Source organism: Caballeronia sp. LZ003, from assembly GCF_031451465.1.
In the GTDB taxonomy this organism is placed as follows: Bacteria; Pseudomonadota; Gammaproteobacteria; order Burkholderiales; family Burkholderiaceae; genus Caballeronia.
This window is the reverse complement of record NZ_JARUXJ010000002.1, coordinates 373,750-394,827: the sequence shown is the minus strand read 5'-3', so window position 1 is coordinate 394,827 and position 21,078 is coordinate 373,750. Positions and strand designations below refer to the sequence as shown.

21 protein-coding genes are annotated in these 21,078 nt (G+C 62.4%); 7 read left to right on the top strand and 14 right to left on the bottom strand.

From position 1 onward, the window contains the following. Position 1: 1 nt before the first annotated feature. Entirely contained in the window at positions 2–772 is a 771-nt protein-coding gene (locus QCE79_RS16445; protein WP_250494870.1) for an SDR family NAD(P)-dependent oxidoreductase, read from the bottom strand. Positions 773–894: 122 nt separating this feature from the next. On the opposite strand from QCE79_RS16445, the gene QCE79_RS16440 reads away from it, so the two are divergent. Further along, a complete protein-coding gene (locus tag QCE79_RS16440; RefSeq protein WP_309846033.1) occupies positions 895–2,457 on the top strand; it encodes an FGGY-family carbohydrate kinase in 1,563 nt (520 codons plus the stop codon). Positions 2,458–2,486: 29 nt separating this feature from the next. Here the strand turns inward: QCE79_RS16440 and QCE79_RS16435 are convergent, their stop codons facing one another. The 10 genes from QCE79_RS16435 to QCE79_RS16390 all read right to left on the bottom strand — a co-directional run bounded on the left by QCE79_RS16435 (position 2,487) and on the right by QCE79_RS16390 (position 11,864). Beyond that, positions 2,487–3,311: an amidohydrolase family protein gene (locus tag QCE79_RS16435; RefSeq protein WP_309846030.1), complete on the bottom strand. Its 825-nt coding sequence runs from the start codon at positions 3,309–3,311 to the stop codon at positions 2,487–2,489. 29 nt (positions 3,312–3,340) lie between these two features. Next, a complete protein-coding gene (locus QCE79_RS16430; RefSeq protein ID WP_309846028.1) occupies positions 3,341–4,642 on the bottom strand; it encodes an aspartate aminotransferase family protein in 1,302 nt (433 codons plus the stop codon). Positions 4,643–4,713: 71 nt separating this feature from the next. After that, on the bottom strand, positions 4,714–6,198 hold the full coding sequence (locus QCE79_RS16425; protein WP_309846027.1) for an amidase family protein: 1,485 nt from the start codon (positions 6,196–6,198) through the stop codon (positions 4,714–4,716). Positions 6,199–6,204: 6 nt separating this feature from the next. After that, the gene (locus tag QCE79_RS16420) at positions 6,205–6,867 is read right to left on the bottom strand and encodes a GntR family transcriptional regulator (protein WP_309846024.1); all 663 of its coding nucleotides are present in this window, start codon (positions 6,865–6,867) and stop codon (positions 6,205–6,207) included. Positions 6,868–6,890: 23 nt separating this feature from the next. After that, positions 6,891–8,201 carry an amidase gene (locus QCE79_RS16415; RefSeq protein WP_309846021.1) on the bottom strand — a complete coding sequence of 437 codons (1,311 nt, stop codon included), beginning with the start codon at positions 8,199–8,201 and terminating at the stop codon, positions 6,891–6,893. A gap of 3 nt (positions 8,202–8,204) precedes the next feature. After that, complete coding sequence (locus QCE79_RS16410) at positions 8,205–9,185, bottom strand: ABC transporter substrate-binding protein (protein ID WP_250494863.1); 981 nt, start codon at positions 9,183–9,185, stop codon at positions 8,205–8,207. Continuing rightward, the gene (locus QCE79_RS16405; protein ID WP_244831665.1) at positions 9,182–9,994 is read right to left on the bottom strand and encodes an ABC transporter permease; all 813 of its coding nucleotides are present in this window, start codon (positions 9,992–9,994) and stop codon (positions 9,182–9,184) included. The genes QCE79_RS16410 and QCE79_RS16405 overlap by 4 nt, the downstream gene beginning before the upstream one ends. Next, positions 9,987–10,841, bottom strand: coding sequence for an ABC transporter ATP-binding protein (locus QCE79_RS16400; protein ID WP_309846016.1), 855 nt, complete (start codon positions 10,839–10,841; stop codon positions 9,987–9,989). Before QCE79_RS16400 ends, QCE79_RS16405 begins: the two co-directional genes overlap by 8 nt. A 133-nt stretch (positions 10,842–10,974) precedes the next feature. Further along, positions 10,975–11,505, bottom strand: coding sequence for a DUF1003 domain-containing protein (locus QCE79_RS16395; RefSeq protein WP_244831662.1), 531 nt, complete (start codon positions 11,503–11,505; stop codon positions 10,975–10,977). 38 nt (positions 11,506–11,543) lie between these two features. After that, on the bottom strand, positions 11,544–11,864 hold the full coding sequence (locus tag QCE79_RS16390; RefSeq protein ID WP_309846013.1) for a hypothetical protein: 321 nt from the start codon (positions 11,862–11,864) through the stop codon (positions 11,544–11,546). A gap of 234 nt (positions 11,865–12,098) precedes the next feature. Between QCE79_RS16390 and QCE79_RS16385 the strand changes: the two genes are divergently transcribed. From QCE79_RS16385 to QCE79_RS16375, 3 genes are all read left to right on the top strand, one after another. Further along, complete coding sequence (locus QCE79_RS16385) at positions 12,099–12,848, top strand: SDR family NAD(P)-dependent oxidoreductase (protein ID WP_250511355.1); 750 nt, start codon at positions 12,099–12,101, stop codon at positions 12,846–12,848. A 28-nt stretch (positions 12,849–12,876) separates the two neighbouring features. Then, complete coding sequence (locus QCE79_RS16380) at positions 12,877–13,833, top strand: LysR family transcriptional regulator (protein WP_309846009.1); 957 nt, start codon at positions 12,877–12,879, stop codon at positions 13,831–13,833. A 261-nt stretch (positions 13,834–14,094) separates the two neighbouring features. Further along, a complete protein-coding gene (locus QCE79_RS16375) occupies positions 14,095–14,424 on the top strand; it encodes a YciI family protein (RefSeq protein WP_244831655.1) in 330 nt (109 codons plus the stop codon). Positions 14,425–14,657: 233 nt separating this feature from the next. Here QCE79_RS16375 and QCE79_RS16370 read toward each other — a convergent pair whose 3' ends face one another. From QCE79_RS16370 to QCE79_RS16360, 3 genes are all read right to left on the bottom strand, one after another. Continuing rightward, positions 14,658–16,139, bottom strand: a complete 1,482-nt coding sequence (locus tag QCE79_RS16370; RefSeq protein WP_309846007.1) for an FAD-dependent monooxygenase — start codon at positions 16,137–16,139, stop codon at positions 14,658–14,660. A gap of 316 nt (positions 16,140–16,455) precedes the next feature. Continuing rightward, positions 16,456–16,827: a YciI family protein gene (locus QCE79_RS16365; RefSeq protein WP_244831651.1), complete on the bottom strand. Its 372-nt coding sequence runs from the start codon at positions 16,825–16,827 to the stop codon at positions 16,456–16,458. A 260-nt stretch (positions 16,828–17,087) separates the two neighbouring features. Further along, positions 17,088–17,978 carry a LysR family transcriptional regulator gene (locus QCE79_RS16360; protein WP_244831649.1) on the bottom strand — a complete coding sequence of 297 codons (891 nt, stop codon included), beginning with the start codon at positions 17,976–17,978 and terminating at the stop codon, positions 17,088–17,090. A gap of 116 nt (positions 17,979–18,094) precedes the next feature. Here QCE79_RS16360 and QCE79_RS16355 point away from each other — a divergent pair, with 116 nt between their 5' ends. The 3 genes from QCE79_RS16355 to leuD are packed head-to-tail and all read left to right on the top strand — an operon-like array spanning position 18,095 to position 21,007. Further along, on the top strand, positions 18,095–18,973 hold the full coding sequence (locus tag QCE79_RS16355) for an alpha/beta fold hydrolase (RefSeq protein WP_250494857.1): 879 nt from the start codon (positions 18,095–18,097) through the stop codon (positions 18,971–18,973). A gap of 4 nt (positions 18,974–18,977) precedes the next feature. Then, on the top strand, positions 18,978–20,396 hold the full coding sequence (leuC, locus tag QCE79_RS16350) for a 3-isopropylmalate dehydratase large subunit (protein ID WP_309845999.1): 1,419 nt from the start codon (positions 18,978–18,980) through the stop codon (positions 20,394–20,396). Next, positions 20,393–21,007: a 3-isopropylmalate dehydratase small subunit gene (gene leuD, locus QCE79_RS16345; protein ID WP_309845996.1), complete on the top strand. Its 615-nt coding sequence runs from the start codon at positions 20,393–20,395 to the stop codon at positions 21,005–21,007. The genes leuC and leuD overlap by 4 nt, the downstream gene beginning before the upstream one ends. Positions 21,008–21,078 lie beyond the last annotated feature (71 nt).

Sequence of the window (21,078 nt, the reverse complement as noted above, 5' to 3'; positions counted from 1 at the left end):
GTCACCAGATGGTGTAGCCCGCATCGGTGAGCAGGATGGTGCCGGTGATTGCGCTCGCCGCATCCGACGCCAGAAACGCAATCGCCGATGCCACTTCCTCCGGTTCGACCATGCGGCGCATCGGCGTGTTGTCCATCCACGGCTTGAAGAAGCGCTCGTCCTTTGCCGTCACGTTCGACATGACCGTGTTGACATAGGTCGGCGCGACGCAATTGACGCGCACGTTGCGCTCCGCCCATTCGCCCGCGAGCGACTTCGTCAGATGATGCACCGCCGCTTTCGACGCGTTGTATTGCACCTGCCGTTGCGGTTTGTTGGAGATGACGCCGGACATGGAACCCACGGTCACGATGGAGCCTTTGCCCTTGGCGAGCATATGACGCCCGAACGCGCGGCACGTCCAGAACGTGCCGTTGAGATTGGTGTCGATCACCTTGAGCCACGCTTCGTTGCTCATCTCCTCGGCGGGCGTGTCGGGCCACGCAATGCCTGCGTTGGCGACGAGTACATCGACCGCTGCGCCGCCATTCAGTTCGAGCGCGACGCGGTCGCATTGATCCGGGTCGGTGACGTCGAGCACCACGCCGCTGGCATCGACGCCGGCCGCGCGCAGCTTGTCGACGGCTTCGCTCACCGCATGATCCGTCAGGTCCGATACGGTCACCGCCGCGCCCGCTTCGCCTAACGCGATGGCGGTCTGAAAGCCAATGCCCCGGCTGCCGCCGGTGATGAACGCGTGCCGCCCTGCGAAGCTTTGCTTGTCCACTTTCATGCGAATCTTTCCACGGGTTGTGTTGGGATAGGGAAACGGGTCCGGCCTCATGCGCGTCGTTTCGATGACGCGCGAACCTCGCTGCACTATATTTCAATTTCTTCAACTCATGGATCGCGACGATGAGCGGTGGCTACCTGATCGGCCTGGACTACGGAACGGATTCGGCAAGAGGCGTGCTGGTGGATATCGAAAGCGGCGAGGTGTGCGCGACGCATGCGCATCGGTATCGGCATGGCACGCTCATAGACGCGCTTCCGGGCGGGTTGCCGCTGAAGGCAGGCTGGGCTTTGCAAAACGCGCCGGATTATCTCGAATGCGCCGAGGTCGTTCTCGCGGCGCTCGGACGTGGGAAGCGTATCGAGGCTATCGGCATCGGGTTCACGGCGAGTTCGCCATTGCCCGCGTCGGCGGACGGAACGCCGCTTTCCACGCGATTCCCCGACGATCCGCACGCTTACGTCAAGCTCTGGAAGCATCACTCGGCGCAGCCCTGGGCCGACGAGATCAGCCGTGAACGCGGCGTGCATCTGACTAAGTCGGGAGGCAAGACTTCCGGCGAATGGTTGCCCGCGAAGGCGGCGCAGCTTGCCGCGGAAGCGCCCACACTTTGGGCGCAGACGGAGCGATTCATCGAGGCGGGCGACTGGCTCGCGTGGCAGCTCACCGGAACGGAGGCGCGAAGCTCCGATATGGCGCGCTACAAGGCCCACTATTCGGATGCGGGTTATCCACCCCTCGGCGTCGATGGACTCGCCACGCGATCGAGCGCGCCGAAGCGTATCGGATCGTCGGCGGGAACGGTGCGGCGCGAGTGGATCGAGCGCACGGGCATGCTAGGCGAACCGGCCGTGGCGGTCGCGGCTATCGATTCGCACGTGATTCTTCCCGCGCTCGGCGCGACGCAAGCGGGCACGCTCGTCGGCGCGCTGGGGACATCGGCGGTGTACATGTTGCTCGATGACACCGAGCGTCCCTTGCCCGACGGTATCGAAGGCGTGGCGAAGGATGCGGCGCTTCCCGGTCTATGGTGCTACGAAGCAGGGCAGGCCGGTTTCGGCGATGCGCTCGCGTGGTTCGTCAAAACCGCGCCGCTGGCGGAGGACTTGCCAGCGAACTTCTCGGCGTACAACGCGAGCGCGGCGCGTTTGCGGCCGGGTGGGTCGGGGCTCCTCGCGCTCGACTGGTGGAACGGCTGCCGCGTGCCGCTTTCCGACCCGCAGGTGAGCGGCATGCTGCTTGGCTTGCGCACGACCACGACACGCGCGGAGATTTATCGGGCGATGATGGAATCGCTGTGCTTCGGCGCACGCACGATCATCGAGCTGATGCAGAGCGAGGGCGCGCCGGTCACGCGGACCATCCTCGCGAGCGGCTTGAGCGAGAACAATCGCTTCCTGCTCCAGTTGATGGCGGACGTGCTCGGCAAGCCGGTCTCGGTGCCCGACATGCACAACGCAACGGCGGTCGGCGCCGCGATTCATGGCGCCGTCGCGGCGGGCGTGGTGCGGGATTTCACGGACGGTGCGGCTCGCTTCGGCGCGCGGGCGTTCCAGCATTTCGAACCGGACGCCGCGTCGGCGGATGTTTATGAAGCGTTGTTCGAGCAGTATCGGATGCTTGCCTCGCGTGCGGAATTGCGGGAGGCCATGCACGTGGTTTCGCGGCTTGCGTTGCCTCGGTGATTCGATTCAATGCGTTCGGGCGCACGCTTTCAAAAGCCAAATAGCCGACGCGGCGTCTCCCACTGAATCTGCCGCCGGACCTGCGCGTCCGGGACGATCTTCTCGAAGAGCGCAAGCAGCGGCCCATGATCCATCCGCTCTGGCGCGCGCAAGAACGGCCAGTCGGAGCCCCAAATGCAATGCTCCGGTCCGAATGCGCGCAACAACGCGTGAGCGTAGGGCCACACGTCCTCATACGGATACGCTTCGTGCGCATACTTTTGCCAGCCCGACAATTTGACCGTCGCGCGCCCGGTCTCTGCGAGCCGAAGCACCGCCTGAAAGCCTTTCTGATCGATGCCATCCGCGCTATCGGGCCGGCCGGCATGATCGATCAAGACATTCACCGGTTGCCGCGCGAGCCAGGGCTCGAGCGTCGCCATCTGATCGCCAACCACCTGAACCTGCGCGAACATCTCGAGGTCCGCGAGCGACGCGAAAAGCTCGCCTGCATTCAGCACGAGTTCGACGCCTTCCATCGCCGGGTTGAACGCGACGCCGACCACACCCGCATTGCGCAGCGCAGTCAGTTCGCTTCGGCCGATGTCGTTATCCACCACCGCAATGCCGCGAAACCGCGCCGGGTAAGTCTGCAACGCGTCGACGAGACAACGGTTGTCGGTCCGGTAGCCGCTCGTCGGGCCAACCAGCAGCGCATGACGCACGCCGTAGGCATCCATTACGCGAATCAGTTGCGCGGCGGTGCCGAGTTCCTGACCTTCAGGGCGATACGGCGTGTCGTCGCGATACGGAAAGCGCGCAGGATCGAAGATATGGCAATGACAGTCGATCCTGTCTTCATCGAAAAGGCTCATGGGTTGATCCGGTTGGAAGATTGACCCGCTCAGAGCGAGCGCTGAATGGCTTGTCCGAGCAAATCGAGACCGAGGTCGATCTCTTCCTCGCGCACGGTCAGCGGCGGCGCAATGCGGAACACGCCGCCCATGCCCGGCAACTGCACGATATTCATGCTGAGGCCGAGATTCATGCACTCGCGCGTGATCTTCGCGCCGAGGCCGTCATCGGGCTCCTTGGTGCGGCGATCCTTGACGATCTCCACGCCGAGCAGAAGACCGCGTCCGCGAACATCGCCGATACAGTCGAAGCGCTCCATCAGATTTTGCAAGCCGCGCCTGAGTCTTTCGCCCATGATGTTCGCACGCGCGACGAGTCCTTCGCGCTCGACGACGTCCAGCACGCGCAGACCGACGGCGGCGGGGAGCGGGTCGGACACGTGCGTCGTATAGAAGAGATAGCCGAGTTCGTGCGCGCGCTCCTCGATGGCCGCCGACGTGACGATGGCCGCGAGCGGCAGCCCCGCGCCGAGTGTCTTAGACAAGGTGAGAATGTCGGGCGTGACGCCGTCGCGCTGGCACGCGAACATGTTGCCCGTGCGGCCGATGCCCGTTTGCGCTTCGTCGAGAATCAGCAGCATGCCGCGCTCCTCGCACTTGCGCTTGAGCGCTGCCATGTAACCTTCGGGCAATTCGATGATGCCGCCCGAACTCAGGATCGGCTCCGCGATGAACGCGGCGAGATTGCCGCTCGACTGCCGGTCGATGAGTGCAAACGCGTAGTCCAGTTCCGCGAGGTGATCGTAGGCGCCGTTGCGCTCGAACTGCGGCCGGTAAGTGAACGGAGCCGGAATCGCGAACGAGCCGACCGCAGCCGGGCCCACGCCCTTGCGGCCCGCGCTGTAGGTCGCGGCGGCCGCGTGCCCGGTCATGCCGTGCCACGACTGCGCGAAGCCGACGACCTCATAACCGCCGGTGACGAGCTTCGCCATGCGGATAGCTGCTTCGTTCGACTCGGCGCCCGTGCTGAGCAACAGCGCGCGGTCGAGGCCTTCGGGCGTGATGTCGGCGAGGCGCGTCGCCAGATCGACGACAGGCCGCGAAAGCATCCCGCTGAAGAGATGGTCGAGCTTGCCGGCGTATTCGCTGATGACCGCGACGATCTCGGGATGGCTGTGGCCGAGCACCGCGCTCATCTGTCCCGAGGTGAAGTCGAGAATGGGACGATCATCCGCGTCGTAGACGAAGCTGCCCTTCGCACGTTCGATGATCATGGGTTCGAACGTGCCGCCGTAGCGGATCAGATGCTGCTTCGCGTTGCGCCAAAACGTTGCGTCGTTATTCCGGGACACCGTGCATCTCCTCGCGAATGGGAAGAACCTGCAGTCTAGACGACGCTTCACGAATCGCCCACACCTTCCCTTCAGACGATGACAGGCGGATGCGTCACGATCGACTTCAATTGCGGCACCGGCGCGCGCAAGGCGCTCAAGTCGGGCGTCGGGCGCTCGAGCGATTCGTCCCCGGCGAACGCGGTTTCGAGTGCTTCGGCGATATCGAGCACGCGCGCGTCGCCACGCAGCGCGCCGACCAGTTGCAGACCGAAGGGCATGCCCGCGTGATCCATTCCGCAAGGCAACGAGAGCGCGGGATTGGTCATCATCGAGATGACGTATGTGAGTCCGAGCCAGCGATAGTACGTGTCGAGCGGCCGGCCGTTGATCGCTTCCAGATGCCATTGCGACCATGGAAATGGCGTAATGGAAGTGGTCGGCGACACGATCACGTCATACCGTTGCACATGTTCCTGAAAGCGCCGGTACAAGCGGGTCTGCGTGACGTGCGCGCCCACGACATCGGCGAGCGTCATCTTCACGCCCATTCCGTAGTTCGCGCGCGTGTTCGGGCCGAGCAGCGACCGATCGCGCTCATAGGCTTCGCGAAACTGCGCGACGAAGTTCTGCGCGCGGATCACGTCGAAGCAGCGGTCGCTGTCACGCATGTCGATATCGACCGGCTCGCACACCGCGACATGCCGCGCGACGGCTGCCATTTTCTTGCGAAAGGTGGCGCGCGTGGCGTCGTCGAGCGCGCAGGTGCCGAAGTCCTCCGTGAAGCCGATGCGCAACGTAGCGGCATCGATTGGACGATGCTTCGTGAAGGTATCGGCATCGACTTCGTGGGAAAGCGGATCGCGCGCATCGAAGCCCGCTTGCGCGGCGAGCAACAGACGCGTGTCCGCGACGGTACGCGCCATTGGTCCACTGACGGTGATGGGCGCCCAGCCCAGGTCCTTGCGATCGCCAGGCACGAGTCCCGGCGATGGCCGAAAGCCCACGACGCCGCAATACGCAGCCGGAATGCGCAACGAGCCGCCGGTGTCCGAGCCCGTGCACAGCGGCAACATGCCGGTGGCAAGCGCAACTGCCGACCCGCCCGACGATCCTCCCGCGTTGAGCAACGGCGCGAAGGGGTTGCCGGTTGCGCCCCACACGACGTTGCGCGTGTTCGCGCCCGCGCCCATTTCCGGCGTATTGGTCTTGGCCGTGACGATGGCGCCCGCCGCGCGAATGCGCGCGACCATGGCGTTGTCGGCCTCGGGCACGTGGTCGCGATACATCGCCGAGCCATATGTCGTGAGCACGCCCGCGGTCTCTTCGAGGTCTTTCACGCCGATGGGCAGACCATGCAGCAAGCCCGGCGCTTCGCCGCGCATGAGCGCGTGTTCCGCGTGCCGTGCCTCGATGCGTGCGCGCTCGAAGCATGTCGCGGCCATCGCATTGACCGAAGGGTTGAGGGCCTCGATACGCGCAATGCTCGCATCGAGTAATTCCACCGGCGAGATTTCGCGAGTGGCGATGAGCCTGCGTGCATCGACAGCGGAAAGAGAAGCGAGCGTGTCATCCATGATCGATCAGGCCGCCGCTTGGGCGAAAGATTGTTCGACGCACGCGGCTATGGCATTGCGCGTGTTTTCGAGGTGCGCGCGTGTCTGCTCGTGCACGGCGCGGCCATCGCGCGCGCGGTAGGCATGCAGCAAGCCCGCGTGCTCGTGATTGTTGCTGTCCATGATATCGCCCTTGACGTACATCGACAGCGACACATAAGGCCGTGCGACGAGCGACAACCCTTCGACCAGATCGAAAAGGCGCGTGCCGGTTTCGCTCCCCATCAGATGCTGATGGAACTCTTCGTTGAGAATAGCCCAGGTCTCGGAAGAGGTCGTCGCGCACATCGTCTGATGCACGGCTTCGGCGGCGGCAAGACTCGTTTCGCTTGCGTTGGCGCAGGCACGTTCGGCGAGCATCGGTTCGAGCACCATGCGCAGTTCGTAGATCTCGGTGACATCGGCGGCAGTGAGTTCACGCGTGACGACACCCTTGTTCGGATCGATAGCGACCAGCCCTTCAGCGCGCAGGTCGCGAAACGCCTCGCGCACAGGCGTCGTGCTGACGTTGAGCCGCTTGGCCACTTCCTCCTGGCGAAGCCGCGTGTTCGGCGGATAAATACCCTGCAAGATTTCCGCGCGCAGCGTGCCGAGAACATATTGCGCGATGGTGCGAAATGGCTGGCTCAACGTCGTCTCCTTGATTTGTGTGTTCAGTCGGGCAGCGCGCGTCGCTCGAACCCGAGCATGCCTTCGACCGATGCAGCGATGCGGAGCAGCTTCAGATCGTCGCCATATCCGCCGACGAGTTGCAAGCCGAGCGGCAAGCCCGCGTCGGTCCAACCGGACGGCACCGTGACGGCGGGCGCACCCATCAAACTCCACGGCGCGCAGAAGCGTGCGTCGCCCGTATCGCCGAGACCTTCGGGCGCCGCGCCGCTCGATGGCAAGGTCACGAGCGCGTCGCAACCTTCGAGCAACTGCTGCGAACGCACGCGCAGTTCGGCTTGCAACAGCAACGCGTCCTGATAGCGTGTGAGCGACATGGCGGCACCCTCGGCAAGCAATGCGCGCATGTGCTCGCTGATCAGTTCGGGCTTGCGCGCGGCCGCGTCGCCAATAGCGCGATACGCTTCGATCGCGAGTATCGTCAGCGTGGCTTCGCGCATCTGTTGCAGGTCCGCGCCGTAGTCCAGTTCGACGATACGCGCGCCGCCTTCGCGCAGACGTTGCAGCGATGCCTCGAAGCTCGCGCGTTGATGCGGCGCGATCAGTTGGTCCCAGAATGGCGTGCGTACGACGCCAAGCCGGGGCGCTCCGTTGCCGCCATCGAAATAGGCGCGCCAGGAGGCTTTGTCGGCGATGGTCTCGGGCGCGGCATCGACGAAAAGGGCATGGGCTACCGCGACATCTTCCGCCGAGCGCGCGAAGAAGCCGATGTGATCGAGCGAAGCAGCAAGCGGATGCACGCCTTCGGTCGCGATCTTGCGATACGTGGGCTTGTAGCCGACCACGCCGCAATAAGCAGCCGGACGAATGACCGAGCCGACCGTCTGCGTGCCGATGGCAAGCGGCACGATGCCCGCTGCCACCGCCGCCGCCGAGCCGCTCGACGAACCGCCCGGCGTATGCGCGCGGTTCCACGGATTGACCGTCGCGGCGGGACCGCGCCAGGCGAACTCCGTCGTCGCGGTCTTGCCCAAAACGATGCCGCCGAGCGCGCGAATGGAAGCGACGATGCGCGCGTCATGAGCCGGACGATGGCCGCTGTAAATCGCCGAACCATAGGACGTGGGCATGTCGTGCGTATCGGCGAGATCCTTCACGCCGATTGGCACGCCCGCAAGCGGGGCCGTTACGGCATCGCGCACGCTATAGACATCCGGACGATGCACGAAGGCGCGCAGCCACGGATCGAGCAAGTCGGCGCGCGTCTGCGCCTCTTGCAAGGTGGCGCTCACCGCCGCTTCGTCGTGGCGATTCGCGAAGAGAGTCGCGAGCAATGAGCGAGGCTGATCGGTCATCGCTTACTTGGCCTTCACCGAAGCTGCCGCGAACGAGTTGTCGACGCCGCCCGCATAGGTAATCGCGCCGGGCTTGATGTTGCCGATGGATTCCTGCAACGCGAGCGCGTTCTTGAACGCCTGTTCCGATATTTCAGGCGTGGGTGCGTAGATGTTCTGATCGATCAGACGCTGCACCGCCGAATCCACGATCTTCGGGTCGAGCGACGGGAACTCCGTGCGCGCCACGGCCTTGGCCGTATCGTGCGATTGCTGAATCAGCGCTTCGGCTTCGCCTATCGACTTCACGAAGGCCTCCACCATCTTCGGCTTGTTCTTGATCGTGGACGTAAGCGTGTCGAGGGTCGAGAACGCATAGCCGCCCGGATAAGCCTTCGGAAACGCATACACGATGCGATAGCCTTGCGAGATGCCGGTTTCCGCTTGCGGCATGTACAGCGCTGCCGCTTCCGAACGTCCCGCCGTGACAGGCGCGAGTTCGGTGCCGATCTGCACGGTATTCATCTTCACGTCGGCAAGCTTTTCGTCGTTGATGAGCCGTTGCAGCAGGTATGTGCTCGTAGAAGGCGGCAAGGCCGTGGCGACGCTCTTGCCGTTCAAGTCCTTCAGATTCCTGACCGGCGAATCCTGCGGCGCGATCACCCACACCGGCACGCCGGCCACGACGTTGGCCACGTTGATGAGCGACGCGCCCTTTAGGTTTGCAAGCATCGCGGTCATCGGGTCTTGCAACGAGAAGTCCGCGTGACCGCCGATCACCGCCGCCACGCCCGCTGCACCGCTACCCGCCGTGATTTTCTGCACGGTGAGGCCGTTCTTCGTGAAGATGCCCTTGTCGATGGCGACATAGAGCGGCAAGTATTGAATCGACTGGAATGCCTGATAGACGACGACCGGTTCGGACGATTGCGCCTGTGCGCCTTGCAATCCAAAGACGGCCATGCAGGCAGCCGCGACACCCGTGAGCAGAACGTTTTTCTTCATTTTCTCTTCCATGAAATGATCTTTGCTTCAGCAAATTGAACGATCCAGCTAAGAACCGATGCCATCAAGGTCAGCACGATGATGCCGAGCCAGACGGTGTTCAGATCGAAGAGCGAGCCCGCGACGAACACGGCGTGCCCGAGCCCCGCTTGCGACGCGATGTACTCGCCGACCACGGCGCCGATCAGCGCGAAGCCGATGTTCACGCGCAGTGTCGAGAAGATCCACGGCAACGCGCTCGGCACGATGAGCTTCATGAAGATCATCGAGCGCCGCGCCTTGAACGAGCGGAAGAGGTTGAGCAAATCGCGATCGACTTCGCGCGCGGCGGCGCATGAAGAGATCATCGCGACGGCGAAAGTGGAGATCGCCGCGAGCCAGATTTTCGACGACGCGTCCGAGCCGAACCAGATGACGATGAGCGGCCCGAGCGCGATCTTCGGAATGCTGTTGAGGATGACCGAGAGGCCTTCGGCGACGCCCGAGATCGCGGGCAGGAACCACAGCAGCAAACCGAGCCCGATCCCAAGCGCACTGCCTATGGCAAGACCCGCGAGCGTCTCGTAGAGCGTGACCCAGGTATCGGATGCGAGCGTGCCTTGCGACAGCCCGAACACGGCGGCGTCGTAGATGCCGGCGGGTGAGCCGAGCAGCTTGCCGTTGATCCAGCCCGAGGCGACGGCGAATTGCCACAACGCCACCAGCAACACGACGATGCCGATCACGGCGCCAGTCGTGCCGAGCTTGCGCGGCGCGCGGCGCGTGGTCTTTCCGGGCGTGACGGTGGTGGACAGCACGGCTTCACTCATGTGCGGCTCCTTGTGGTGTACGTGAGTCGGATTGCACGGTGGCGCCGCTGCGCAAGCCGTTCCAGACGCGCGCGTGATAGGCGCGGAACTCGGGCGCTTCGCGCGCGGAGACGGCGGTGCACGGGCCGTGCGTGCTCAGCGTGATGTCGATTTCGTCCTGCACGCGTGCGGGGCGCCCGCCGAGCAGGATCACGCGGTCGCTCATGGCAATGGCTTCCTCGATGTCGTGCGTGACGAGCACCACGCTCGTGCCGGTTTGCTCGCGCAGCGCGATGATGTCGTCTTCGAGCGCGAGGCGCGTCTCGTAGTCGAGCGCGGAGAAGGGCTCGTCGAGCAATACGAGCGTCGGCTCGACGAGCAGCGTGCGAGTGAGCGCCACGCGTTGACGCATGCCGCCCGACAGCGAATGCGGATATGCGTCGGCGACGCTTGCAAGACCGTAGCGCGCGAGCATGTCGCGAGCGCGAGTCACGTCGTCGGGCCGCACCTTGCGATACAGTTCGACGCCGAGCAGCGCGTTTTGCAGCACGGTGCGCCACGGCATCATCAGGTCTTTTTGCAGCATATAAGCGATGCGTCCGGGCGAGCCGTCGGCGCGCGCGCCTATCGTTACGTGGCCGGATTGCGGCGTCAGCAGGCCGGAAACCAGGTTGAAGAGCGTGCTCTTGCCCGCGCCGCTGCGCCCGACGATAGACACGATCTCGCCTTCGCGCACGGCGAAGTCCAGGCGGTCGAAGATGGTGGTGCTCACGCCGTCGGCGGTCTGGAATGTGTGACTCAACTGGCGCACGTGCAGCCGGTTCGCGTCGGGCGACGCCGCACGCGCGGGTGCTTCGGTGGGGTTCATCTTCAATCCTCGCGAGTCGTCGGTTATTGCGATGCACAACACATAATGCACAATCAAAAATGACGGTAGGGGTTTGTCAAAATTGACGAGCGTGTGAAAAGCAGGCAGACGAACGCGCGGGAATCGGGTTGCTTCAGAAGTGCCGGGTTGGTGTCAGATGCTCGTGAAGCTCGCGCGTCAACGTTTCGATGCGCTCGGCCAACTGGCGCGTAAGCTCGGTGAGTTCGGTGTTGCGTCGAAGGAGTTCGGCCATCTGCGACGTCTCGCGCGCAAGCTCGGTTTCACGTTGCTGGCACGCGAGCGCGATATCTTCGCGATGATGCGCGTCGGCTTCAGCGAGCGCCTTGTCGCGATCGGCCTGACGCGTTTGTGCAAGCAAGATGAGCGGCGCGGCATAAGCGGCCTGCAAGCTGAACGCGAGGTTCAGGAGAATGAACGGATACGGATCGAAGCGCGATATGCCGAGCATGTTCGCCACGATCCAGCCGCCCACGATCAGCGTCTGCGCGATGAGAAACGTGGGCGTGCCGAAGAAGCGCGCGAAGGCTTCGGCCTTCAATGCGAACCAGTCGTTGCCGAACACGCTCGACAGATGCGCGTGGGGTGCGTGAAAGCGCAGAGGATGCCTTGCTTCCTCGGGCGCGGGTTCGGTTGCGTGAGCCATGTTTCCTTGCCGATGGGTTGGTGCAGGCGTTTGCCGTATCAACTGCCGTTATCCGACCAGCCGATGCTGACGATGGGGAAAATATCCGTCGGCGTACGGACGATCGCGACCGAGCCGAGAATGACAAGCAGCACGGCGAGCACGATGTAAGTGTGCGGTCTTTTCAAGGCGAGTCGGACGATCCGCATGACGGTTTCCAATGGTTTCGAGTGACGCACTGGCGCGCCGGCGTGCGGTTGGATTGAATGGAGCTTAGGGCTTTCGAAGGCGGCGGTTTCCGTAAGGCGCACGGTCGTTGCCGATTCGCACGGTGGCCGCGCGTTGGAGGTTTTTGTGAGCGGCGGTCGGCTGTTTTCCACGCGCTCGTGTTCGATCGGCCCCGATGCGCGGGCGGAAACCGTCGAGATTCGTCCAACTCAAAACATAGGCCCTTGCCGTCCTTCGAGTCTCCCTGTACCTCATGCCTGCGCGGCATACGTGCTATGCCGCCGCCCCCTCTGTTCATCCATGCCCGCCAACTCCATTCTCTTGCCTCGGCTTGTCGCGAAGCTAGCTTTGCGTCGAGCACCATCCACGTCATTCGGAGAATCATCATGGGTAAGCTTCAAGGCAAGATTGCGGTCATCACGGGCGGAAGTAGCGGGATTGGACTCGCAACCGCAAAGCGGTTCGTCGCGGAAGGCGCGTATGTCTTCATTACGGGGCGTCGTCAAACTGAACTCGACAAGGCGAAGGCTGTCATCGGCTCGAACGTAACGGCTGTTCAAGGCGACATCTCGAGTCTTGAAGATCTCGACCGCCTCTACGAGACGGTGCGACGCGCGAAAGGCGGCTTGGACATCGTCGTCGCGAGTGCGGGGTTTGTCGAGGTGTTGCCAACAGAGTCCGTGACACCCGAACACTTCGACAAGACCTTCGGCATCAACGCACGGGGCACGTTCTTCACGGTGCAAAAGGCGCTGCCGCTGCTGCGCGATAACGGCTCCATCGTCATCGTTTCTTCCGGGATGCACATCAAGGGATTCCCGGACTTCGGCGTATATGCCGCAACGAAGGCGGCGATCCGCTCGTTCACGCGGACTTGGGCATCGGAATTCAAAGGCCGCGGCATTCGCGTCAACACGCTGAGTCCGGGAATGATCGAAACGCCGATCGTAGACGGCCTGTTCAGTTCGAAGGAAGAGGCGGACGGCGCACGAGCAATGTTCAAGCAGATCACGCCACTGGGCCGAATCGGCCGCGCTGACGAGATGGCCGCGGCGGCGCTGTTCCTCGCCTCGGACGAAAGCAGCTACAGCACAGGCATCGATCTGATCGCGGACGGAGGAATCACCCAGCTATAAACTGCATGCCATAAGCCGTGCTGATGCCTTGCGTTTCTCGTTCGTCCCGCCGCGTTTATATCGTAGGAGGAAAGTTCCAGTGGATCGAATCGATGTCATGCGGCTCTTCATCCGTGTTGCCGACACCGGCAACTTCTCGAAGGCGGCGCGTGCGGCCGGAATCAGTCAGCCAACGGCAAGCAAGACGATTGCGGGTCTCGAAGCACGGCTCGGCGCGCAACTGTTGCGCCGAAGCTCGCGAGGCCTGGGCCTGACAGAGGCGGGCCAAAGCTTCTACGAAGGTGCGGTTGCGATCGTCGAGAGCGTGGACGATGTCGAGGCTCGCGTCGGCAGTGGCGAAGCGTCGCCGTCCGGCATGGTGCGGGTTGCCCTGTCTCCAGCCTTTGGGCGTATGTGCATTGTTCCGCACCTGCCGCGCTTTTGCGCTCAGTTCCCGGACGTCCGCGTCGAGTTCACGGTTGCGCAGCGCTACATCAATCTGATTGAAGAAGGCATCGACGTCGCCATACGGATTGGTCCGCTGAGCGACTCGACTCAAATTGCGCGTCGAATTGGCAGCACCGAGTACCTTACTGTCGCTTCGCCGGCTTATACCGAACGCATGGGCGTGCCAAAGACGGTAGATGATCTCGTCAATCACGAATGCATTGCTCTGATGTCTCGCGACTCTCCGCGAGTCTGGCCGTTTGCCGGCCCCGACGGCGCGAAGGAACACGTGCCGCAAGGTCCATTAAGAAGCAACGACGCCGAATATGTCCGAGCGGCGGTAATTGCGGGCTTGGGCATTGGGCATAACGCGGGCTGGCTTTATTCGCGGGACGTCGAGGAGGGCAGGCTCGTACCGCTTCTCAAGGCATTTCGGCCCGCGCCTTTTCCGATCAACGCAGTGTGGCCCGGAAGCAGGCAGTTGCCTGGCAGGACCCGCGTTTTCATCGAATTTTTAGCGGACCTGTTCGCCGCCGATCCCCGGTTGAAGGTTCGATAACTCTCGTGGGGATAGCGCAAGCGACGCTATTCGGAGACTGAATACGTCCTATGCCAACACGCCCTCTACCGAAAGCGTCCGCGCGAGACTATCTTTGATTTCAAGCCGCCGCGAAAGAATATACGGCGACAGGCAGAAGTCGGAGTCGAGGCGTCATTCGCCGAACTCCTCCCCTTCAGGCACTTTTCGATGACTTGCTCCGGCAACGCATCGCGTCTTAGTGACAAGTGCTCTTTCGAATAGCCTTCCCAGGAGTAGAAAATGGTCGATGAAAATGGTCCTCATTATTTCGTGGCGTTTCAAACGCCGGGTCCGAAGTGGATTCAAAGCGTGAAGTACAACGAGCAACCGGACTTCATGAAACACGTGGCTTATATGGCCGAGATGCAGGACAAAGGGCTGACCGTGATGAGCGGTCCGTTCATGGAGAAAGCCGGCGGTCTCTCCGGTGTTCTGGCGGACGGCGGCATGACGATCTTCAAGGCTGCTGATCTTGCGGATGCCCGAAAAATAGCAACCGATGATCCGACAGTACAGTCGGGCATGCTCAACGTCGATGTAAAAATGCTCTGGGTTCCGTTCCACGATTAGCCCACGCATCTAGCGATGCTGCCGGGCGAGCGTTGATTTGGCGTGCGCTTGGTGAGCAGTAACACGGTATGAGGCTGTGAATGACTGATTCGCAGCCTTTGCGAGAAGCCGGCGTTTTCGTGCAGTGTTCAGCGAACGGCTGTCAAGCAACATGCAGCCAGCTTGCCGCCACCACTCGCGGCAAGCCGGTCAATGCTGGAGAATGCTTCTCCCCCGATCAAGCGACGAATGGATCAGGCAGGAACGCCATGCCGTGCCGTCAAACGATCGAGATACGCGGCAATCGTATCTGTTTCACTAGCCGAGCAGGCGAGATATCCATCGGGCCGCACGAGCGAGATCGTGTCGGCCTGCAATGGTGGTCGGACGTTGTCGTCGAGCAGGCCCGGATAGGCGTCGATCAATTGCTTCACTGCCGCAGTCGGCGCCGCGAACAGCGCGAATACCGGCCGCACGCCTGATCCTGCTGGTGCGTGGTCGGACGTCGGCGCAACGCGTTCGCCAGGCTTCATCCCATGCACGGACGGGCCGTTGAGCGGGCTATGCGGATAGTGGACCGTCACTTCCGACATGGTTTGAGCAACGCCACGGGTGAAATGCGAGAAGCCCAACGCAAAGTGCCCGGCAAGGTTGCGCAAACGCTGTGCAATCGGGTTGCGAAGCGTGGCGACCGATGTCAGTCGTTCCGCGGCTTTCAGTACCTCGTCGCCAACCGCGCTGCGCTCCGGGCTGTAGGTGTCGAGGAGCGACTCGTCCGCTTCGTTGCGCAGCACGAGTGCAAGTTTCCAGGCAAGGTTGATCGCATCCTGCATGCCGGTGTTCATGCCTTGACCGCCAGCGGGACTGTGAATATGCGCTGCGTCCCCCGCAAGGAACGTGTGGCCGTGTCGATAGCCCGTCACCTTGCGACCGTTGATGCGAAAGCCGGACAACCATACGGGATCGTGGAGTTTGGTACCGGCCGGGCCGCGCCGGTCTACGAGCTGCTGCACCTGTGCGAGCGTTGGCGTCGGTGGAACCTTATCTGCCGTCGCCGGCAAGTCGCCGATGACGCGGTAACGGCCAGCCTGGATGGGAAAAATCAGCAAGACGCCATCCTTATGCCAGTGGACAGAAGCGTCCGTGTCAGGGCGCGGATACCCCGTCATGTGAACGTCAGCAAGGAACCAATCGCTCAGCAGCGTTTCGCCCTCGAAAGGCACGTTCAAGGCGTGTCTTACGATGCTGTGCGCGCCATCGCAACCAAGCAGCCAGTCAGCACGCACGGCCTCTTCGCGGCCGTCCGGATGGCGCAACACCGCATCCGCGCCAGAGGCATCGGGCGTGATCATCGTTACTTCGACGCCGCGCTCGATAGATACGCCTTGGCTCGCCAGACGCTCCTCCAGCAAACGCTCGGTCTCGGATTGCGGCAGTGCCAGCGCATAGTTGTGCGTGCTGGGGATCGTGTCCATTGCAACCCGACCGACCACCTCGTCCTGCGCCATGAAGACGACGCCGTCGATCTTAAATCCTGCGTTCACGAACGGCGCGGCGCCGCCTTCGCCCCGGTCGAGCAATTCGAGCGTCCTGCTCCAAAGCACCATGGCTTTGGATTTATCGGTACGGTGCGGCGCCTTGTCTACGATGCGCGCGTGGACACCGTAGCGGGCGAGTTCGGAGGCGAGCGTCATGCCGACTGGACCGGCGCCAACGATCAGAACGGAAGCAGTCATATACGTCCTCTCAAAGCAAAGAATTGAGCGATTCAGTCGGAGTCTTCAGGGTAGGCGCCGTGGCGCGAGTACGAGCATGACGTCCATGTCCGCGCTTTGTCGGTCGTCCGCTATCGGTCAGGGAGCAACGGCAGGCTCCGCGCGCTTAGACCAAGAGTGCGGTGACGAAAGAGCAGTCATTGCAACGCTTACGGCAGCCTCGAGAAAACCTGAAGATGAACGAAAGTTTGACCTATAGGGAAAACGTTTTTTCCGGTCATTGTCTGCGGTAAGGGTCACGGCATTGCGGAGAAATAGCGCCGCGCAGCAGTTCAACTCATGGTGCCAGATAAAAATCCAGGGGAATAAGCTCGACGGCCCATCCGCCTTCTTCGCCCAATGTCGCGGCCGGATGCATGGACGCGATGCGCACCGCCTCGTCAGGACTATCTGCCTCGATGATGAACATGCCGCCCACGACTTCCTTCGCTTCGGTGTAAGGCCCGTCGGTAACGCGTGTCGTGCCACCAAGTGGGCGAAGCGTCTTCCAGTTTTCCAGATCGCCGAGTGAGGCGGAAACCACGACCTTGCCGGTGGCACGCATCTTCTCGTCCAATGCCGGGCATTGACTCACTAGCGCCTTGATTTCGTCCGGTGTCATCGCGGCGAACTTTTCGGGGGTGAAGTAGGCGAGGCCGAGGTATTTCATGGCAAATCCTTTTGATGAGGTTCACTGACGACGGATTAGTGGAGCGGAAATCGACAACGGCGGTGTGCCAATTGCGCTGAATCAAACCCGCCACCAATGAGTAATTCCAAATGCGGTCAACAAAGCCAAGGTTCGCATCGATCGAATGACGGGGCAACCGGCCCTGGCCAGCGGGCCGATACGAATTCGGGACCCAAATTCCAAGCCGCTCTAAATCATTTGGCCGGAAGATGTGCCGCTACGGTAAGCTCAAACGACTATCACGCCCCGCGCAAATACTCCCCCAAAAATTCCACGAACGTCCTGAGCTTGACCGAAAGCTGATTGCGTTCGAGATAAATGGCGTGAATGTTCGCGTCCGGCAAAGCCCATTCATCGAGCAGGGAAACGAGCTCACCGCGCGCAAGATGTTCGTCTATCTCCCATTGCGAGCGCGTCGCGATGCCGCGACCGTCCAGCGCCCACTGCAACACCGCGCTGCCGTCGTTGCTCGATAACGAGCCATCGACCTTGACCGTCTCCGTGCGCTTGCCGCGCGAGAAATGCCACGTGCCGTAAGCCGACTCGTTTTCGCGCAACACGATGCACGCGTGACGCGCGAGATCATGCGGCGCCGATGGTCGGCCATGCCGCGCGACGTAAGCCGGCGATGCACACAAGATGCGCCGATTCGCCAGCAGCAGACGCGCGTTGATGCGCGCGTCCGGCACTTCGCCGAAGCGGATGCCGACATCGAAACCTTCTTCCTGAAGACTCACCGGACGGTCCGTCAGATGCAGGACGATCTTCATCGCCGGATAGCGCGCAATGAACTCCGACACCGCAGGCGCTATACGCGCCCGCCCGAATCCGAACGACGCGTTCACACGCAGAAGACCAGTCGGTTCGCCGCGACTTTGCGTGACGAGCTGTTCGAGTTCCGAGAGCTCATCGAGAATGCGCGAGCCGTTCGACAGGTACAACTCGCCCTCGGGCGTGAGGCTCAGACGCCGCGTCGTGCGATTCATCAGACGCACGCCCAGACGCCGCTCCAGTTGCGCGAGCCGCTTGCTCACGGCTGGCGGTGTCACACCCAACTCGCGCGCCGCCGCAGCCAGATTGCGATGCCGCGCCACAAGCGCAAACAGGTTGAGGTCAGAAAAGCCATCCATCTCGCATCGCTCCAAATCTGCCTGATTCGTTCCTGCCGGTTACGACCGAAATGCTTTCGAGGAAACCCAATCTCGTAAGGCATCAATTAGACTCGAATCAACGTTGGGAGACAACCATGTTCGAAGGCTTCGATGAGCTATCGATTTCCGTCGATGGCATCAGGATTCACGCGATCAAGGGCGGCCAAGGCCCCGCGTTGCTGCTACTGCACGGGCATCCGCAGACGCACGCGATTTGGCACGAAGTGGCGCCGGCACTCGCCGAGCATTTCACGGTGATCGCCGCCGACTTGCGCGGCTATGGCGACAGCGACAAACCCGCAGGCGCGCCCGATCACTCGAATTATTCGAAGCGCCGCATGGCGCTCGATCAGGTCGGGCTGATGCGCGCATTGGGCCATGCGTCGTTCGCGGTCATCGGACATGACCGTGGCGGGCGTGTCGCGGCTCGCATGGCGCTGGATCATCCGGCTGTCGTGACGCGTCTGGTCACGCTCGACGTGGCGCCGACGCTCGCCATGTACGAGCAGACCTCGTTCGATTTCGCGCGTGCCTACTGGCACTGGTTCATGCTCGTGCGGCCCGCGCCATTTCCGGAAACGCTCATTCGCGCGGACCCGGACCTGTATCTCAGGCAGACCATCGGCGCGCGCAGCGCGGGTCTCGCGCCGTTCACGGCAGAGGCTTACGCCGAGTATCTGCGCTGCTTGTCCGATCCCGCCACGGCGCATGGCATTTGCGAGGACTATCGCGCGAGCGTGAGCATCGACCTCGAACATGACCGCGCGACGCTGGCTTCGAACGAGCGAATTGAATGCCCATTCATGGCGCTGTGGGGTGAGGAGGGCGTCATCGAACAATGCTTCGATCCGCTGCGCGAATGGCGTGCTTACGCGCCGCAAGTCGAGGGCGAAGCGCTGCCTTGCGGTCACTACATTCCCGAGGAAGCGCCGGCGATCTTGCTCGAGCACGTCCTGCCCTTTCTGACGAACTAACGCCATGTCGAACCGAACCCTGTACCAGAAGCTCGTCGAATCTCACCTCGTCTCGCGTATCGACGAACAGAACGTGCTGCTCTATGTCGATCTGCATTTGATGAACGAGTACACCAGTCCACAAGCGTTCAGCGCGCTCGATGCGCGTGGCCGCGCGGTGCGACGCCCGCATCAGCAGCTTGCGGTCGTGAGCCACATCATTCCGACGCACGCCGAGTCGCCGCGCGTGATTCGCGATGAGGCGTCGTATCTGCAGGCGCAAAATCTCGCGCGCAATTGCGAGCGCGCGGGCATCCGGCTTCTCGCGGCCAATGATCCCTTGCAGGGTATCGAACACATCGTGGCGCCGGAACTCGGGCTCATTCGTCCGGGCATGGTCGTGTTGTGCGGTGACAGTCACACCACGACATACGGCGCGCTTGGCGCGTTGGGCTTTGGAATTGGCACATCGGAAGTGGAGCATGTGCTCGCCACGCAGACGCTCGTCTATCGGCTGGCGAAAACCATGCGCATCGATATCGATGGCGCGCTGCCTTACGGCACGTCGTCCAAGGACGTGGTGATCTGGATCATCAGCCAGATCGGCGCACAAGGCGCGCGTGGCTATGCTGTCGAGTTCGGTGGATCGACCATTGCGTCGCTGTCGGCCGAGGCGCGCATGACCTTGTGCAACATGACCGTCGAGGCGGGCGCGCGCGCCGCGCTCATCGCGCCGGATCGGACCACGTTCAACTATGTGCGCGCCCATGCAAAATCACTCGATGAGGCCGCCTGGCAAGCCGCACTCGCGGACTGGCGCGAACTCTACTCCGACGCAGATGCGACCTTCGATGCCGAATATCGCTTCGACGCGCATGCCATCGCACCTTTTGTCACATGGGGCACGAGTCCGGATCAGGCCGTCGCGATAGACGAGCCCATTCCCGACGAAGCCGCGCAGGCCACCCCCGAAGCGGCGGCATCGTTGCGACGTGCGCTCGATTACATGGGGCTCACGGCGAGCCGTTCGTTGGCGGGAACGCGGATCGACCGTGTGTTTATCGGCTCGTGCACGAATGGGCGTATCGAAGACCTGCGCGTGGTGGCGGACATCGTGCGCGGCAAGCGCGTGGCGCCCGGCGTGCGCGCGATGATCGTGCCGGGTTCGGGCAGCGTGCGACGCGCGGCGGAGCGCGAAGGTCTGGCGAAGACGCTGATCGATGCGGGTTTCGAATGGCGCGAGCCTGGCTGCTCGATGTGCCTTGCCATGAACGACGATGTGCTGGACGCGGGCGAGCGTTGCGCATCGACCACCAACCGCAACTTCGAAGGTCGACAGGGACGTGGCGGCCGCACGCATCTGATGAGCCCGGCAATGGCGGCCGCGGCCGCGATGACCGGCTGTATCACCGACGTTCGAACGCTCATGGGAGAGGCATCATGACGCGACTGACGAAGATTGCAGGCAGCGCGGCGCCGTTGTCCATCGACAACCTGGATACCGACCAGATCATGCCGAAGCAGTTTCTGCGCATTATCGACAAGGCGGGTCTAGCGGATGGTTTGCTGTACGACTTGCGTTTCGATGAAAACGGCGCGCCGCGTGGGGATTGCGTGCTCAATCGGGCGGAGTTTGCAAAGGCGCGCATTCTGATTGGCGGCGCGAATTTCGGATGTGGTTCCAGCCGGGAGCATGCGGTGTGGGGTTTGCAGCAATATGGTTTTGCTGCGGTGATTGCGCCGAGTTTCGCGGAGATTTTCTATTCGAACGCGATGAATAACCGCTTGCTGCTCGTGCAACTGGAACGCGATGTCGTCGATATGCTTGCGCGTGAAGTGACCGAGACGCCGGGTGCTGTTATTTCCATCGATCTGGAAGGGCAGACGGTGGTGTCGGCATCGGGTAAGCGATATGCGTATTCCATCGGCGCGCGTCATAAACGCATGGTGATGGAGGGAATGGATACGGTCGATTTGACGCTTCAGTCGCTGGCGCAGATCGAAGCGTTCGAGACGGTGCATTTTAAACGACGGGGATGGGCGCGGGTGATGTGAATTCATGAAGCGCGCTTTAGCAACCTCTTTCCTGAACTTTCCCCCAACTACGTATAGCATCCCCATTGCAG